The 15,771-nt window shown below is 62.2% G+C and carries 16 protein-coding genes and 1 other RNA gene; 8 read left to right on the top strand and 9 right to left on the bottom strand.

Translation table 11 applies throughout. The annotated features are described in order from the left end of the window. Positions 1 to 22: 22 nt before the first annotated feature. The 7 genes from CKW30_RS15820 to CKW30_RS15790 all read right to left on the bottom strand — a co-directional run bounded on the left by CKW30_RS15820 (position 23) and on the right by CKW30_RS15790 (position 7,918). Positions 23 to 1,639 carry an iron ABC transporter permease gene (locus CKW30_RS15820; protein ID WP_095181282.1) on the bottom strand — a complete coding sequence of 539 codons (1,617 nt, stop codon included), beginning with the start codon at positions 1,637 to 1,639 and terminating at the stop codon, positions 23 to 25. 242 nt (positions 1,640 to 1,881) lie between these two features. After that, positions 1,882 to 2,886 carry an extracellular solute-binding protein gene (locus CKW30_RS15815; protein WP_095181281.1) on the bottom strand — a complete coding sequence of 335 codons (1,005 nt, stop codon included), beginning with the start codon at positions 2,884 to 2,886 and terminating at the stop codon, positions 1,882 to 1,884. A 220-nt stretch (positions 2,887 to 3,106) separates the two neighbouring features. Continuing rightward, the gene (locus CKW30_RS15810) at positions 3,107 to 4,324 is read right to left on the bottom strand and encodes a 2-octaprenyl-3-methyl-6-methoxy-1,4-benzoquinol hydroxylase (protein WP_177434217.1); all 1,218 of its coding nucleotides are present in this window, start codon (positions 4,322 to 4,324) and stop codon (positions 3,107 to 3,109) included. Between the two features lie 9 nt (positions 4,325 to 4,333). Then, a complete protein-coding gene (locus CKW30_RS15805; RefSeq protein WP_095181279.1) occupies positions 4,334 to 4,819 on the bottom strand; it encodes a DUF4442 domain-containing protein in 486 nt (161 codons plus the stop codon). Next, positions 4,812 to 5,999, bottom strand: coding sequence for a 2-octaprenyl-6-methoxyphenyl hydroxylase (gene ubiH / locus CKW30_RS15800; RefSeq protein ID WP_095181278.1), 1,188 nt, complete (start codon positions 5,997 to 5,999; stop codon positions 4,812 to 4,814). Before ubiH ends, CKW30_RS15805 begins: the two co-directional genes overlap by 8 nt. Beyond that, positions 5,996 to 7,330 carry a Xaa-Pro aminopeptidase gene (gene pepP, locus CKW30_RS15795; protein ID WP_095181277.1) on the bottom strand — a complete coding sequence of 445 codons (1,335 nt, stop codon included), beginning with the start codon at positions 7,328 to 7,330 and terminating at the stop codon, positions 5,996 to 5,998. The genes ubiH and pepP overlap by 4 nt, the downstream gene beginning before the upstream one ends. A gap of 27 nt (positions 7,331 to 7,357) precedes the next feature. Next, a complete protein-coding gene (locus CKW30_RS15790) occupies positions 7,358 to 7,918 on the bottom strand; it encodes a YecA family protein (protein WP_041476897.1) in 561 nt (186 codons plus the stop codon). A gap of 125 nt (positions 7,919 to 8,043) precedes the next feature. On the opposite strand from CKW30_RS15790, the gene CKW30_RS15785 reads away from it, so the two are divergent. The 4 genes from CKW30_RS15785 (at position 8,044) to CKW30_RS15770 (ending at position 9,463) form a co-directional block, all read left to right on the top strand. Next, entirely contained in the window at positions 8,044 to 8,253 is a 210-nt protein-coding gene (locus tag CKW30_RS15785) for a TIGR02449 family protein (RefSeq protein WP_007911197.1), read from the top strand. Further along, entirely contained in the window at positions 8,250 to 8,567 is a 318-nt protein-coding gene (locus tag CKW30_RS15780; RefSeq protein WP_056791703.1) for a cell division protein ZapA, read from the top strand. The genes CKW30_RS15785 and CKW30_RS15780 overlap by 4 nt, the downstream gene beginning before the upstream one ends. Positions 8,568 to 8,597: 30 nt before the next feature. Further along, positions 8,598 to 8,776: non-coding RNA, 6S RNA (gene ssrS, locus CKW30_RS15775), on the top strand. An 81-nt stretch (positions 8,777 to 8,857) separates the two neighbouring features. Beyond that, the gene (locus CKW30_RS15770; RefSeq protein ID WP_095181276.1) at positions 8,858 to 9,463 is read left to right on the top strand and encodes a 5-formyltetrahydrofolate cyclo-ligase; all 606 of its coding nucleotides are present in this window, start codon (positions 8,858 to 8,860) and stop codon (positions 9,461 to 9,463) included. 35 nt (positions 9,464 to 9,498) lie between these two features. Here the strand turns inward: CKW30_RS15770 and CKW30_RS27330 are convergent, their stop codons facing one another. Continuing rightward, a complete protein-coding gene (locus CKW30_RS27330) occupies positions 9,499 to 9,654 on the bottom strand; it encodes a hypothetical protein (protein ID WP_024014743.1) in 156 nt (51 codons plus the stop codon). A 197-nt stretch (positions 9,655 to 9,851) separates the two neighbouring features. Here CKW30_RS27330 and CKW30_RS15760 point away from each other — a divergent pair, with 197 nt between their 5' ends. The 4 genes from CKW30_RS15760 (at position 9,852) to CKW30_RS15745 (ending at position 15,228) form a co-directional block, all read left to right on the top strand. After that, complete coding sequence (locus CKW30_RS15760) at positions 9,852 to 10,301, top strand: EVE domain-containing protein (protein ID WP_095181275.1); 450 nt, start codon at positions 9,852 to 9,854, stop codon at positions 10,299 to 10,301. Between the two features lie 123 nt (positions 10,302 to 10,424). Further along, a complete protein-coding gene (locus CKW30_RS15755; protein WP_095181274.1) occupies positions 10,425 to 11,390 on the top strand; it encodes an HlyD family secretion protein in 966 nt (321 codons plus the stop codon). Then, on the top strand, positions 11,387 to 14,110 hold the full coding sequence (gene rbbA / locus CKW30_RS15750; RefSeq protein WP_095181273.1) for a ribosome-associated ATPase/putative transporter RbbA: 2,724 nt from the start codon (positions 11,387 to 11,389) through the stop codon (positions 14,108 to 14,110). The genes CKW30_RS15755 and rbbA overlap by 4 nt, the downstream gene beginning before the upstream one ends. Beyond that, positions 14,110 to 15,228 (top strand): ABC transporter permease, encoded by a 1,119-nt coding sequence (locus CKW30_RS15745; RefSeq protein WP_095181272.1) that lies wholly within the window; start codon positions 14,110 to 14,112, stop codon positions 15,226 to 15,228. Before rbbA ends, CKW30_RS15745 begins: the two co-directional genes overlap by 1 nt. A gap of 19 nt (positions 15,229 to 15,247) precedes the next feature. Here the strand turns inward: CKW30_RS15745 and CKW30_RS15740 are convergent, their stop codons facing one another. Then, positions 15,248 to 15,655 (bottom strand): flagellar basal body-associated protein FliL, encoded by a 408-nt coding sequence (locus tag CKW30_RS15740; protein WP_041476900.1) that lies wholly within the window; start codon positions 15,653 to 15,655, stop codon positions 15,248 to 15,250. Positions 15,656 to 15,771: the final 116 nt, after the last annotated feature.

The raw sequence follows: 15,771 nt of genomic DNA, 5'->3' as shown, positions 1-15,771 counted from the left end.
CCGCATGATGTAGGACTGACGACTAAGTGTTTCGATGCGCCGAACGTCGAATCAATCCGATCACCGGCAACAACCCGACCAGCACCAGCGTCAATGCCGGCAATGAGGCGCGCGCCCATTCGCCTTCGCTGGTCATTTCAAAGATGCGCACCGCCAGCGTGTCCCAGCCAAACGGGCGCATCAGCAGGGTCGCGGGCATTTCCTTGAGCACATCGACGAACACCAGCAACGCGGCGCTCAACGTGCCGGGCAGCAAGAGCGGCAGATACACTTTGAAAAACAGTCGCGGCCCACTGACACCCAGGCTGCGTGCCGCTTCAGGCAAAGATGGCCGTATACGCGCCAGACTGCTTTCCAGCGGCCCATAGGCGACGGCAATGAAGCGCACCAGATAAGCCATCAGCAACGCCGCGAGGCTGCCGAGCAGCAACGGTTTGCCGGTACCACCGAGCCAGGCGGAGAGCGGAATCACCAGTTCACGATCCAGATAACTGAAGGCAAGCATGATCGACACCGCCAGCACCGAACCGGGCAAGGCGTAGCCGAGATTGGCCAGGCCGACCCCGGAGTTGATGGCTGGGGTCGGTGCCAGGCGCCGGGCAAACGCCAGCAACAGCGCAACGCTGACGGTGATCAGCGCCGCCATCGCGCCCAGGTACAGCGTGTGCAGAATCAGTCCGGCGTAGCGCTCGTCCAGATCGAAACGCCCACGCTGCCAGAACCACACGATCAGTTGCAGCACCGGGATGACGAAGGCGCAGGCGAACACCAATCCACACCAGCCTGTCGCCGCGAAGGCCTTGATTCCCCGCAGGTGATACAGCGCCTTCAGCCGAGGCCGCTCGTTGCTGGCCCGATTCGCCCCGCGCGCGCGGCGCTCGCCGTACAGCACCAGCATCACCACCAGCAGCAACAGACTGGCCAGTTGCGCAGCGCTGGGCAGGCTGAAGAAGCCGTACCAGGTCTTGTAGATTGCCGTGGTGAAGGTGTCGAAATTGAACACCGACACCGCGCCAAAATCGGCGAGGGTTTCCATCAGCGCCAGCGCCACGCCCGCGCCAATCGCCGGACGCGCCATCGGCAGCGCAACCCGCCAGAACGCCTGCCACGGCGACTGGCCCAGCACCCGCGCCGCTTCCATCAAACCTTTGCCCTGAGCCAGAAACGCGGTGCGCGCCAGCAGATAAACGTAGGGATAAAACACCAGCACCAGCACCACGATCACCCCGCCGGTGGACCGTACCCGAGGCAGGCGCAGGCCGCTGCCGAACCATTCGCGCAACAGGGACTGCACGGGGCCGGCGAAATCCAACAGGCCGACGAAGACGAACGCCAGTACATAGGCAGGGATGGCGAAGGGCAGCATCAGCGCCCAGTCGAGCCAGCGCCGACCGGGAAATTCGCAGAGGCTGGTCAGCCATGCGAGGCTGACACCCAGCAGAATCACGCCGACACCGACGCCGAGGATCAGCGTCAGGGTATTGCCGAGCAGACGCGGCATCTGGGTTTGCCACAGGTGCGACCAGATCTGCTGATCGATGGTTTGCCACGACAGCAGCAACACGCTCAGGGGCAACAACACCAGCGCGGCGATGGCGAAGACGATGGGGTACCAGCGGCGTTGGGCGGGGTGGGCCACTTTTGGGTCTCTGGAGGGATTGGGGTGTTCTTGGAATGCGTATTTCAGGTTGGGATTGCTGCCCTCACCCTAGCCCTCTCCCGGAGGGAGAGGGAACTGACCGAGGTGCTCATGCAAACTACATCGACCTGAGATATTGAGTCGAACTCAAGTTTCGAAAACAACACAAGTTGGCTCCCTCTCCCTCCGGGAGAGGGCTGGGGTGAGGGAGCGATCTTAGATCAACAGTTACACGAAACGCCTCAGTTCCACCCCGCCCGATCCATCATCCGGATCGCCTCGGCCTGACGTTTACCCGCCACCTCAACCGGCAACGTATCAGCAACAAACTTGCCCCACGCCGCCACTTCTTCCGATGGCGCCACCGCCGGGTTGGCCGGGAATTCCTGATTCACATCAGCAAAAATCTTCTGCGCCTCAGGCGTGGTCATCCATTCGACCAGCGCCTTGGCCGCTTCCGGGTGCGGTGCATGTTTGGTCAGGCCGATGCCCGACAGGTTCACATGCACACCGCGATCGGCCTGATTCGGCCAGAACAGTTTCACCGGCAATTCAGGCTTCTGCTTGTGCAGGCGACCGTAGTAGTAGGTGTTGACGATGCCAACGTCACACTGCCCGGCGTTGATCGCTTCCAGCACCGCAACGTCATCGGAGAACACGTCAGTGGACAGGTTGTTGACCCAGCCCTTGAGGATTTTCTCGGTCTTCTCGGCGCCGTGGACTTCGATCATGGTCGCAGTCAACGACTGGTTGTAGACCTTCTTCGCCGTGCGCAGGCACAAGCGGCCTTCCCAATTCTTGTCGGCCAGCGCTTCGTAGGTGGTCAGTTCGCCCGGTTTCACCCGCTCGGTGGAATAGGCGATGGTCCGCGCGCGCAGGCTCAGGCCGGTCCAGGCGTGGCTGGACGAGCGATATTGCGCGGGAATGTTGGTGTCGATGGTTTTCGAGGTGAAAGGCTGCAGAATACCCATCTGCTCGGCCTGCCACAGGTTGCCGGCATCGACGGTGAGCAGCAGATCGGCGGTGGCGTTTTCACCTTCGGCCTTGATGCGCTGCATCAGCGGCGCTTCCTTGTCGGTGATGAACTTGATCTTCACCCCGGTCTTGGCGGTGTAGGCATCGAATACCGGTTTGATCAGCTCATCGATACGCGACGAGTAAACCACCACCTCATCGGCGGCCTGGGCAGTGGTGCTGCCGATCAGGGTCAAGGCCAGTGCGGTCAGAAGACGCTTGGGTGCCAACATGGGAGGGGTCTCACGGTCGGGAAAGGTGGGCCAAATGATAAGGACTCACATTTACCACCACAATCGAACACTGGGGGAAGGCGTTACCAGATGTTGCACGGCTCAAAACTGCGGTAAGTGGGCGGACGCTTTCGCGAGCAGGCTCGCTCCCACATTGGAATGCATCTCAACAGTGGGAGCGAGCCTGCTCGCGAAGGGGCCATCAGCCTCAATGAGGCGGTCAGGGCTTTGCCAGAGCTGGAAGATCCCCGGTCAACCCCAGCGCCTCGCGCACAAACAACGCTTTCGCCTCGGGCATCTGCTCGACCAGTTTCAACCCGGCATTGCGCAACCAGCGCAGCGGCAGGGGGTCGGCCTGGAACAACCGCTCGAAGCCTTCCATCGCCGCCATCAGCGCCAGATTGTGTGGCATGCGCCGGCGCTCATAACGGCTCAATACTTTGACATCCGCCAGTCGCTCACCGCGCTGATGCGCTTGCAGGAGCACTTCCGCCAGCACGGCGGCATCGAGGAATCCAAGGTTCACACCCTGCCCCGCCAAGGGGTGAATGGTGTGCGCCGCATCACCGATCAAGGCCAGGCCCTCAGCGACGTAGCGCTTGGCATGGCGCTGACGCAGCGGCACGCACAGACGCGGATCGGCGCTGATCACTTCACCGAGGCGCCCTTCGAACGCTCGCTCCAGCTCAGCGCAAAACGCAGTCTCCTCGAGCGCCATCAAGCGCTCGGCTTCAGCCGGTGTGGTCGACCAGACGATCGAGCACCAGTCCTGCTGACCATCACGCTCCAGCGGCAAAAACGCCAATGGCCCGTGATCGGTAAAGCGCTGCCAGGCGGTTTTGCGGTGCGGCTGGCTGCAGCGCACGCTGGTGACGATGGCGTGATGCAGATAATCCCACTCGCGAGTCGCCACGCCGGTCAGACGGCGCACAGCAGAATTGGCGCCATCGGCCGCGATTACCAGCGGCGCGCGCAAGGTGCGGCCGTCGGCCAGGGTCAGCAGCCAGTCATCGCCGGAGCGACGCATCTGTTCCAGCCGCGCAGTGGCGAGCATGCCCAGGTCGCAGTCATGCAAACGCTCGAGCAGCGCATCCTGGACCACGCGGTTTTCGACGATGTGGCCGAGCACATCGGCATGCACGCTGCTCGCCGAGAAATGAATCTGCCCGGTGCCGCTGCCGTCCCACACGTGCATGTCGGTGTACGGGCTGCTGCGCCGCAGGACGATGCCGTCCCAGACACCGAGGCGCTCGAGAATACGCTGGCTCGCCGCCGACAATGCACTGACGCGCGGTTCGAACGCCGCTTCGGCATCGAAGGGTTTGACACTCAGCGGGCTACCGTCGAGCAACAGCACTTCCAGCCCACTGTCCTGTAACGCCAGCGCCAGGGCGCTGCCGACCATTCCGGCTCCGACAATGAGCACATCTGCGCGCATTTCCATGCTTTAGGCCTGTCTCGCTTGCGGCTTGAGCCGCACGTAAAGGGTTTTACCGACCCGCGCCACAAGGTTGCCGGCGCCGTCATGAATGTCGACCTGCAACTGCGGCAGGTATTTCTCGCCGTTGGCGGTCTGCCGGCGGATCTCGTCGAGCAGGGTCTGGTCGATGTTGAACCGGGCGAATACCGGGCCTTTGCCCGGCGCAATGAAATCGATGTCGGCGGCCTTGTCCCAGACGATGTATTTCGGACCGAGGTTTTCCATGAGCATCAACATGAAGAACGGGTCGACCATCGAATACAGACTGCCGCCAAACTGGGTGCCGACGTAGTTGCGGTTGTACCAGCCCAACCCCATGGACACCTGCACGTCGCGAAAGTCATCGCTGATGTGCCGCACCCGCACACCCGCGCCGAGATACGGCGGGTAGCAGGTCATTACCCAACGCATCAGTCGTGCCTTGCCGAATTTCTTGCTCAGCCACTCAAGCATCCGGACGGGTTCCCAGGCCCATCGCCTGCCGGGCGAACCAGCGTTTGGCTGGCGGCAGCAGGTCGAGACCGAGCAGGCCGAGATTGCGCCCCAGCGACACCAGCGGCTGGGTGCTGCCGAACAGACGCGTGACCTGATCGGAGAAGCCCACCGTCAGGTCCTGATCGAGGCGCTGCCGTTCGCGATAGGCCTGCAACGTGGCGAAGTCGCCCAGCGGCTTGTCGCTGGCCAGCAGCGCGGCAGCCAAGGCGTCGGCGTCACGCAGCGACAGGTTGAAGCCCTGGCCGGCGATCGGGTGCAGGCTGTGTGCGGCGTTGCCGAGCACGGCCAGATGCGAGCGCACCTGTTCTTCAGCTTCGATCAGTGACAGCGGATAAAGATGCCGTGCGCCGACCTGTTTCAAAGTGCCGAGGCGGTAACCGAATACGCCTTGCAGCTCGCTGAGAAAATCACGCTCGCTCAATTCAGTCAGACGCTGCGCGTCCATGCCCAGCCGCGTCCACACCAGTGCGCAACGATTGTCCGGCAGCGGCAGCAGGGCCATCGGCCCCTCATCGGTAAAGCGCTCGAAGGCCATGCCGTTGTGCGCTTCGCTCGGGGTGATGTTGGCGATCAGCGCGCTCTGGTTGTAAGGGCGCTTGCGCACGTTGATGCCCAACTGTTCGCGCAAGCCGGAGCGGCCGCCATCGGCGAGCACCGCGAGATCGCATTCCAGCGTGGTTTCATCGTTGAGGGTCAGGCGATAGCCATCGGCCAACGGCTCCATGCGCGTGACTTCCGCCGGGCAGCGCCACGTGATCACGTCTTTGTCGAGGTGCTGCCACAGGCACTGGCCGAGCCAGGCGTTTTCCACCACGTAACCGAGCGCAGGAACCCCCTCTTCCATCGCGGACAAACGCGCGGTGGAGAAACGGCCACGGTCGGAGACATGAATCTGTTTGATCGGCTCGGCGCGGCGGGAGATTTCCTGCCACACGCCCAAGCGCTGATAAATCTGCCGCGAGCCGAACGACAACGCCGAGGAGCGGGCGTCGTAGCTCGGCTGCCAGCTGTCGCCGGGGGCGAACGGTTCGATCAGGACGATCTTCCAGCCCTGCGCTTTGGCCCCGGCCTGCAACGCCAACGCCAGACTGGCGCCGACCAGACCGCCACCGATGATTGCCAGATTGACTCGACTCATGCTGCGTGTGTCCTTGCTTGTGCCATCAGCGCTTCGATCTCGGCGACGGTTTTCGGCACGCCGCTGGTGAGGATTTCACAACCGGATCGGGTCACGACCACGTCATCCTCGATGCGCACGCCAATGCCACGCCATTTCTTCGCCACGTTCTGATTGTCTGCCGCGATGTAGATGCCAGGCTCCACGGTCAGCGCCATGCCGACCTCCAGCACACGCCATTCGCCGCCGACCTTGTACTCGCCGACGTCATGCACATCCATGCCCAGCCAGTGGCCGGCGCGGTGCATATAAAAAGCCTTGTAGGCTTCGCTGGCGATCAACTCGTCAACCTCGCCCTGCAACAAGCCAAGCTTGACCAGACCTGCGGTGATCACCCGCACCGTGGCTTCGTGCGCCTGGTTCCAGTGCTTGTTGGGGGCGATCTCGGCGAATGCCGCTTCCTGCGAAGCCAGCACCAACTCGTAGATCGCCTTCTGCTCTGGCGAGAACCTGCCATTGACCGGCCAGGTGCGGGTGATGTCGCTGGCGTAGCAATCGATCTCGCAACCGGCGTCTATCAACACCAGGTCGCCGTCCTTGAGCAGCGCGTCATTCTGCTGGTAATGCAGGATGCAGCTGTTGCGCCCGGCGGCGACGATCGAACCGTAGGCCGGCATCTTCGCCCCGCCCTTGCGGAATTCGTAATCCAGTTCGGCTTCGAGGCTGTACTCGTGGAGCCCGGCCCGACTGGCTTGCATCGCGCGGATGTGGGCTTGCGCCGAGATCCGTGCGGCTTCGCGCATCACCTTCACTTCTGCCGCCGATTTATACAGGCGCATGTCGTGCAGGAGGTGATCCAGGGCAACGAATTCATTCGGCGGCTGCGCGCCGAGGTGCGCCTTGGAGCGGATCACGTTGATCCAGTCCATCAAATGCCGATCGAATTCAGGGTTGCTGCCCATCGCCGAATACACCCGGTCGCGGCCTTCGATCAGGCCCGGGAGGATGTCGTCGATGTCGGTAATCGGAAAGGCGTCGTCGGCGCCGTACTCGCGGATCGCGCCTTCCTGCCCGGCGCGCAGGCCATCCCACAATTCGCGTTCGGCGTTGCGTTCACGGCAGAACAGGATGTACTCGCCGTGCTCGCGGCCGGGCATCAGGACGATGACGGCCTGTGGCTCGGGAAAACCGCTGAGGTACTGGAAGTCGCTGTCCTGACGATAGACATGCTCGACGTCGCGGTTGCGGATGGCCACCGCGGCGGCGGGCAGGATCGCGATGCTGTTGGGTTCCATCTGCGCCATCAGGGCCTTGCGGCGACGGCTGTATTCCGCTTTGGGGATATGGGTCATGGGCAGATGGCTTTCCCTGGCTCGCGATTAATGCAGCGAAGGTTTGGCGGCTGGCGGCACATCGGACTTCTTGGTTTCCGAGAACAGCAGCAACGGCGCGACGCGCAGGTATTCCATGACTTCCATGTAGTCGGATTCGCCGTCTTCGGATTCCTCCAGCGCGTCCTGCACCTGGGAAATGGCGGCCAGATCCTGCAGCACTTCGGTGGCTTCGGTGCTGAGCATGCTGCTGTCGCGGCAGTTCAGGCCGAAACCGCTGAGGAAGCCCTGGCACCATTCGCCCAGTGCAGCAGCGCGGTCGGCCAGCGGTGCATCGTCGGTCGGCAGCAGCAGCACGACAGTGACGTCGTCGCCGGTCAGCTCGCCTTTGACCATCTCCTGCAGGCCGATCAGGGCGTTGCGGACGTTGTCCTGGATATCGCCTTCGAGCAGTTCGGCGGCGTCGATCAGCCAGCCTTCGTGATCGAAGCCGGCCCCGGCGCAACTGCGCCCGAGCAGCACGCCGTGCAGTTCGGCAGGCGAGACGTTGTGGCCGCTGGCAGTCAGCAGGGTGGCAAAGGCTTGGTACGGGGAATTCGCAATGGTCATGGGCAGCTAGGCGCCAGACGGCGCTATGTCTAGAATGAAGGCCTTGTATCCTACATCGACAGCCCCGCCAAGACCATTAAAGGCTGTCCGCCAGTCACCACCCATCAGACGAACACGTGGACCCAATGGAAGACACCGACCTGCAAGCGCTGATGGCCAGACTCGAACTGCTGATTGGCCGAGTCGAGCAACTTAAGAGTCAAAACGCACTCTTACTAGCTCAGGAAAAAACCTGGCGCGAGGAACGCGCTCACCTCATTGAAAAAAACGAAATCGCCCGGCGTAAGGTCGAATCGATGATTTCGCGCCTCAAGGCCCTGGAGCAAGACTCATGAGTTCAAGCAATAGCGTTACCGTGCAGATCCTCGACAAAGAGTATTCGATCATCTGCCCGCCGGAAGAACGCAGCAATCTGGTCAGTGCCGCCCGCTACCTGGACGGCAAGATGCGCGAGATCCGCAGCAGCGGCAAAGTCATCGGCGCCGATCGCATTGCCGTGATGGCCGCGCTGAACATCACCCACGACCTGTTGCACAAAGAAGAGCGCCCGGACATCCAGGCCAGCGGTTCGACCCGCGAACAGGTGCGCGACTTGCTCGATCGTGTCGATCTGGTCCTGGCCGACGATCAGAACACCGTCAAGGGCTGATTCGCCTGACAGCTTGAGGTATACTCGCGGCACTCCCTGGGGTGCTTGCCAGTTGACGATGTCCCGGAGCCGATTCGCACTACCCTGGAAGTTGCACGTTGGGCTGGTGTGCATGTCCGCTAGACGGAAAGCCTTAAAGTCTACTGCTTCTTCCACCTTGAACTTTCGGGTTCAAGGGCTGAGTTGACAGCGGTTCATCCGGGGAGCCTGATTCGAAATCCGATGTCGGTGTATGCCGACATCGGATTTTTTATGCGTACGTTTTTGCATCCACCTGCCGAAGCCGAACCATGACCGAACCCGCGCTGCTGCCCCGCCCGCAACTCCGCCGCCTGCTGCGCAAGGCGCGCCGCGCACTGACGCCGGGCGAACAACGCCAGGCTGCCAAAGGCCTGTTCCGGCAATTGGCCCAGGACCCGCACTTTCGCCGGGCAAAACATATCTCTCTGTATTTGCCCACCGACGGTGAAATCGATCCGCGCCTGCTGCTGCGCGAAGCCCAGAGTCGCGGCAAGGCAACTTATCTGCCGGTACTCAGCGCGTGGCCACGAACGAAAATGGTCTTCCAGCGCATCCGCCCCGGCGAAAAGCTGATCCCCAATCGTTTCCGCATCCTCGAGCCCCGGGTCAATCTGGCTCGGCAACGCAAGGTCTGGGCGCTGGATCTGGTGCTGTTGCCGCTGGTAGGGTTTGACGATGTCGGCGGGCGCCTGGGCATGGGCGGCGGATTTTATGATCGCAGCCTCGCCTATCTGGCCCGGCGCAAGAACTGGCGCAAGCCGACGCTGCTGGGCCTGGCCCATGAGTGTCAGAAGGTCGAGCGTTTGGCGCAGGCGAGCTGGGATGTCCCGTTACAAGGCACGGTCACCGACAAGGCGTGGTATTTCGCAGAGTAGACGCCGCATGGAACAGCGGCGTCGAAGAGACAGGTTCAGCGTTTGAAAGCGGTCGACTGTTGCACCTGTTGCGCCACTTCAATCGGCGCGTCGGTCTTGTTCGCCCACAGGCTCTGCGCGTAACCGGTGGTTACCACGCCCAAGCCAAACAAAATTACCAAAGTCCATAGCAAATCCGGTTTGCGTTTCATCGATTGCCCCCCTCAAGGCACATCATCACGATGACAGCAGCGGTTTCCGTTCGTAGGCCGTGCAGCAGCGTCAAGCTTTAAAGGCCGGCATTTTGCGGCAACGTGAACCTGTGCGCAAACGCTGACGTCAACCGACTGTCGGTTTGTCATAAAATTGCCCGACAACCTGCCCAATGACCGCTTCAGGAGCACACGACATGGCCTACTGGCTGATGAAATCAGAGCCCGACGAACTCTCGATCAAGGGCCTGGAAAAGCTCGGCAAGGCGCGCTGGGACGGGGTTCGCAACTATCAGGCACGCAACTTCCTGCGGGCGATGGCGGTCGGTGACGAGTTCTTTTTCTACCATTCCAGCTGCCCGGAGCCGGGGATTGCCGGGATTGGCAAAATTATCGAAGCAGCGTATCCCGATCCGACGGCGCTGGAGCCGCAGAGCCATTACTTCGATCCGAAGGCCACAGCGCAGAAGAATGCCTGGAGCGCCATCGACGTGGCGCACGTCGAAACCTTTGCGCGAGTCTTGAAGCTCGACTACCTGAAACAGCAGACCGCGCTGGCAGAAATGCCACTGGTGCAGAAAGGCTCGCGGCTTTCAGTGATGCCCGTCACCGCTGAACAATGGGCCGCAGTGCTCGGCCTGCGCTGAGAACTGCCAAGTCACACCGTGGTGGCAGACAAAAGGGTCTAGGCTTGACGCTCATTTGACTGACATCAAGCGCCCCCAGCGCTTGAACCGTCAGAGTGGACGCCACAGCCGCAGGATGCCCCCATGTCGACGCACCGCCGTTCCTCACTGTTATTTGCCGGATCGCTCATAGCCTTGCTGTTGGCCGCTGGCGGCTTCGGTTACTGGAAGTCGATGAGCAGCCGCCTGCCCGAGGGGCTGTCGGCCGGCAACGGACGACTTGAGGCCACCGAAGTGCAAATCGCCAGCAAGACCCCCGGTCGCCTCGCCGAGGTGCTGGTCGATGAAGGCGACAAGGTCACTCAAGGCCAACTGCTGGCCCGCATGGACACCCGCACCCTTGAAGCCCAGCGCAACCAGGCCGAAGCCGAGGTGTTGCGCGCCCGGGAAAACCTCAACGCCGCCCAGGCCAACGTGCAGTTGCGTCAGAGTGAGCTACTGCTGGCCCAACAGGAACTCGGGCGCTCTGAGTCGCTGTTCAAGCACGGTTTCGTCAGCGCTCAGGTCATCGATCAATTGCAGTCGCGCATCGGCACCGGCAACGCTGCCGTGACGGCGGCCCGCGCCCAAGTGTCGGCGGTCGCTGCAGCGATCGGCGCAGCCCAGGCGCAGGTCGCTCAACTGACCAGCGAAATCGACGACAGCAGCCTGCGCGCGCCGATTGACGGCGTGATCCAGTTACGCATGGCCGAACCCGGGGAAGTGCTGGGTGCCGGTGGCCGCGTCCTGCTGTTGATTGACCCCAACGATCAGTACATGAACCTCTACTTGTCCGCCTCGGTGGCCGGGCGTCTGGCGGTGGGCGATGAGGCCCGGGTACTGCTCGATGCCCTGCCCGACAAGCCCTTGCCAGCGAAAATCAGTTTTGTCGCCGGCAAATCGCAGTTCACCCCCAAGGAAGTCGAAACCCGCGACGAGCGGCAAAAACTGGTGTTCCGCGTCAAACTGCGCTTGACCCAACCCAGCGCCGTACCGCAAGCCAAGCCCGGCATGCCCGGTGCCGGGTATGTGCGCACCGCGCCGATCGCCTGGCCGGCCAATCTGCAATGAGCAGCCTCGCGGTCCAGGCCAATGCTATCGCGCACCGCTACGGCAAACAGCAAGCACTGAGCGATATCACCTTCAGCCTGCCAGCCGGCACCCGTTGCGGTCTGATCGGCCCCGATGGCGCGGGCAAGTCCAGCCTGCTGGGGCTGATCGCCGGCGTGAAGGCCTTGCAGCAAGGGCAACTGGACGTCCTTGGCGGGCCGATCCAGCAGCGCCACCACCGCGACACGCTGTATGCACGCATCGCTTTCATGCCGCAGGGATTGGGCGGCAACCTGTATCCAGAACTGTCGATCCGCGAAAACATTCAGTTCTTCGCCACGCTGTTCGGCCTGTCGAAGGCCGACAGCGAACAACGCATGCGCAATCTGCTGCTTGCCACCGACCTGCTGAAGTTCGCCGAGCGCCCCGCCGGCAAGTTGTCCGGCGGCATGAAACAGAAACTCGGACTGTGCTGCGCGCTGATCCACGAACCGGATCTGTTAATCCTCGATGAGCCAACCACCGGCGTCGACCCGCTCTCACGACGGCGTTTCTGGGAGCTGATCGACGACGTGCGGCGCCAGCGCCCGCAACTGACCCTGCTGGTCGCCACCGCGTACATGGAAGAAGCCGAACAGTTCGAGCATTGCCTGATGCTCGACAACGGCAAATTGATTGCCACCGGTCTGAGCCGTGAACTGGCGGCCGTCACCCCCAGTGGCAAACTTGATGAGGCGTTCACCCATTTCCAGGGTGACAGCCAGCATGACGCCAGGCCGCTGGTGATTCCGCCACGTAGCAGTGGCAGCAGCGACACCGCCATCGAGGCCCACGACCTGACACTGCGTTTCGGCGACTTCACTGCGGTCGATCACGTCAACTTCGCCATCGGTCGCGGCGAAATTTTCGGTTTTCTCGGCTCCAACGGCTGCGGCAAGACCACCACGATGAAAGTCCTGACCGGGCTGATGCCGGCCAGCGAAGGCCGCGCGACACTGCTCGGCAACCCGGTAAATGCCAAGGATCTGGCCACACGCAAACGGGTCGGTTTCATGTCCCAGAGCTTTTCGCTGTATGGCGAACTCAGTGTGCGACAGAACCTTGATCTGCACGCCCGGCTGTTCGACTTGCCCAAAGCCGAGAGTGCGCCACGCATCGATGCCCTCATTCAACGCTTCAACCTGCTCAGCGTCGCCGATCAGCCGTCCGGCGCCCTGCCTCTGGGGCTGCGTCAACGCCTGTCGCTGGCGGTTGCGGTGTTGCATCGTCCGGAAGTGCTGATCCTCGATGAGCCGACCTCCGGCGTCGACCCGGCAGCCCGTGATGACTTCTGGCGACTGTTGATCGAACTGTCTCGCGAGCAAGGCGTGACGATTTTTCTCTCCACCCACTTCATGAACGAAGCCCAGCGCTGCGACCGCATTTCGCTGATGCACGCCGGCCAAGTGCTGGCGTGCGACACCCCGGCAGCGCTGCAACGTCAGTTCGCTGGAGAAACGCTGGAAGCCGCTTTCGTGACGTGCCTGGAACAGGCTCAGGGCATTGCGCAGTCGCCGCCTGCCAGTGAATCGCCGACCGCGCCAACGACCGCCACGCCGCCGCTCCAGCAGCGCGGTTTCAGCCTCGGTCGCCTGCTGGCGGTGGCCAGCCGCGAAGGCAAGGAGCTGCTGCGTGACAAGGTGCGCATGGCGTTCGCCCTGGCGGGGGCGATTTTCATGATGGTGATTTTCGGCTACGGGATTTCCCTGGACGTGGAAAACCTCGCGTTTGCCGTGTACGACCAGGACCAGACACCGCAGAGCCGAACCTATCTGGAGGCCTTTCGCGGCTCGCGTTACTTCGATGAACGGCCAGCCATCCATGATGCACAGGAATTGCACCGACGCCTGCAACGCTCGGAGATCAAACTTGCGCTGGAAATCCCCCCCGGTTTCGGCCGTGACCTGTACGCCGGACGCCAGCCCGCGGTGGCGGCATGGCTGGATGGCGGCATGCCGTTTCGCGCCGAGACCAGCCGCAATTATGTCGAAGCGGTGCACTTGGCCAACCTGCAACAGTTGGCCGAACAGAGCAGTCTCGCCATCAACCATCAGGCGGGCGCCAGCCTGGAAACGCGCTTTCGCTACAACCAGGATGTGGTCAGCGTCAACGCCATCGGCCCCGGCGTCATGGCGCTGATACTGGCGTTCATTCCAGCGATGCTCACCGCACTCGGCATCGTGCGCGAGAAAGAACTGGGCTCGATCACCAACTTCTACGCCACGCCTCTGACCCGCCTGGAGTTTCTGTTGGGCAAGCAGGCGCCATACCTGCTGGTCAGTCTGATCAACCTTGCGCTGCTGGTGGCAATGAACCGCTGGCTGTTTGGCGTGCCGTTCAAGGGCAGCCTGCTGACACTGGCGTTTGGCGGCCTGCTCTACGTGCTGGCGACCACCAGCATGGGTCTGCTGATCTCGGCCTTCACCCGCACACAGATCGCCGCGATCCTCGGCACCATGATCATCACCAGCCTGCCGACCATCCAGTTCTCCGGGCTGATCGTGCCGCGTTCTTCGCTGCAAGGTGCGGCTGCGGTGATGGGCATGCTGTTTCCGGCAGGACATTTTCTCGATATTGCCGTGGGGACGTTCACCAAGGCGCTGGACTTGCGGCAGCTGTGGCCACAATGCCTGGCCCTGTTCGGCTTCTTCGTCGGGTTCACAGGGTTGAGCCTGATCATGCTGAAAAAGCAGGAGGCCTGATGCACAAGTTCGCGCACATCCTGCGCTTGGGACTCAAGGAACTGACCAGCCTGCGCCACGACAGCGTGTTGTTGCTGTTCCTGTTCTACGCCTTCACCGTGGCGATCTACATGCCCGCCGCCGGTTCGGTAATCGGCGTGCACAACGCCAGCGTGGCGATCGTCGACGAAGACCGCAGCGCCCTCTCGCGCCAGTTGGCCCAGGCCCTGCAACCGCCGGAGTTCCAGACGCCGGTGCTGCTGCCTTACCCGCAACTGGATCAGGTGATGGACAGCGGCCAGTACACCTTCGTGATCAACATTCCGGCGGGGTTTCAAACCAACCTGCTCGCGGCGCGGCGACCGGCCATTCAGGTCAACGTCGATGCCACCGCGATGAGCCAGGCGTTCATGGGCGCCGGTTACATCGGCCGGATCTTCCAGCGTGAACTGCAGGCCTACGGCGGTCAGAGCGATGCCGCGAGCAAGACGCCGATTTCGCTGACCACCCGCGCGCTATTCAATACCAACCTGGAGGGTGGCTGGTTTCTGGCGGTGATCCAGATCGTCAACAACATCACCATTCTGGCGATCATCCTCACGGGCACGGCGCTGCTGCGCGAACGCGAGCACGGCACGCTCGACCATTTGCTGGTGCTGCCGCTGACGGCGCTGGAAATCATGCTGGCGAAAATCTGGAGCAACCTGCTGGTGGTGGTGCTGTGCACCTGGCTGTCCGTGGAGGTGGTGGTCAAAGGCGCACTCGGCGTGCCGCTTTCCGGCTCAATGAGCCTGTTTTTGCTGGTGACTGCGGTTTATCTGTTTGCCAGTACCGCGCTGGGCATCTTTCTGGCGACACTCGCGCGCTCGACGCCGCAGTTCGGCTTGCTGGCGATTCCGGTGATCATCCCGATGCTGCTGCTGTCGGGCGGCAGCACGCCACTGGACAGCATGCCGCACTGGCTGCAGTGGGTCATGCAGGGCTCACCGTCCACGCATTTTGTCAGCCTCAGCGCCGCGATTCTGTTTCGCGACGCCGGGCTGAGCGTGGTCTGGCCGGAGTTGCTGGCGCTGACTGCCATCGGTCTGCTGTTCTTCGCCATCGCCCTGGCACGCTTTCGCAAAAGCCTGGCGTCCTGAAGAGCAGCAGCCAACGTATTTACTGAATGATCAGGTTGTTGAACAACAGATCTTCAACAACAGGCTTGCCGGTCTCGTCATTCATGACCTGCTGGGTCTGCTTCAACGCTTCCTGACGCAGCTTTTCCTTGCCCTCGATGCTGCCCATCGCCTCGGTCGACTGCTGAGTGAACAACGCCACCAGCTGATTGCGGATCAGCGGCTCGTTGGCCTTGACCAGTTTGGTCGCCTCCTCACCAGTCACACGCAATGCCACATCGGCCTTGTAGACCTTGAGCTTCGGCGTGCCGTCGAGGCCATAGTTGCCGACGAACGGCGGGCTCAGGGTGATGTAATTGACCTTCGGCGCCTCGCCTTCTTTGGCTTCTTCGGCCAGTGCTGCCACAGGCAGAGACAGGGCCAGCAACAACATGATCCACGCTTTCACAATTCGCTCCTTATCCGGTTTGCGGCCTAGCATAACGACCCGCCGCGCAAGCACAAGCTTATGGCTGACTATCAGGGCCGGGCATGCTCGTTGACCCGTTGATTCACACACCTACA

The sequence above is a fragment of the Pseudomonas sp. Irchel 3F6 genome (assembly GCF_900187595.1).
GTDB lineage: Bacteria > Pseudomonadota > Gammaproteobacteria > Pseudomonadales > Pseudomonadaceae > Aquipseudomonas > Aquipseudomonas siliginis.
This window is presented reverse-complemented; position numbering and strand designations above follow the sequence as displayed.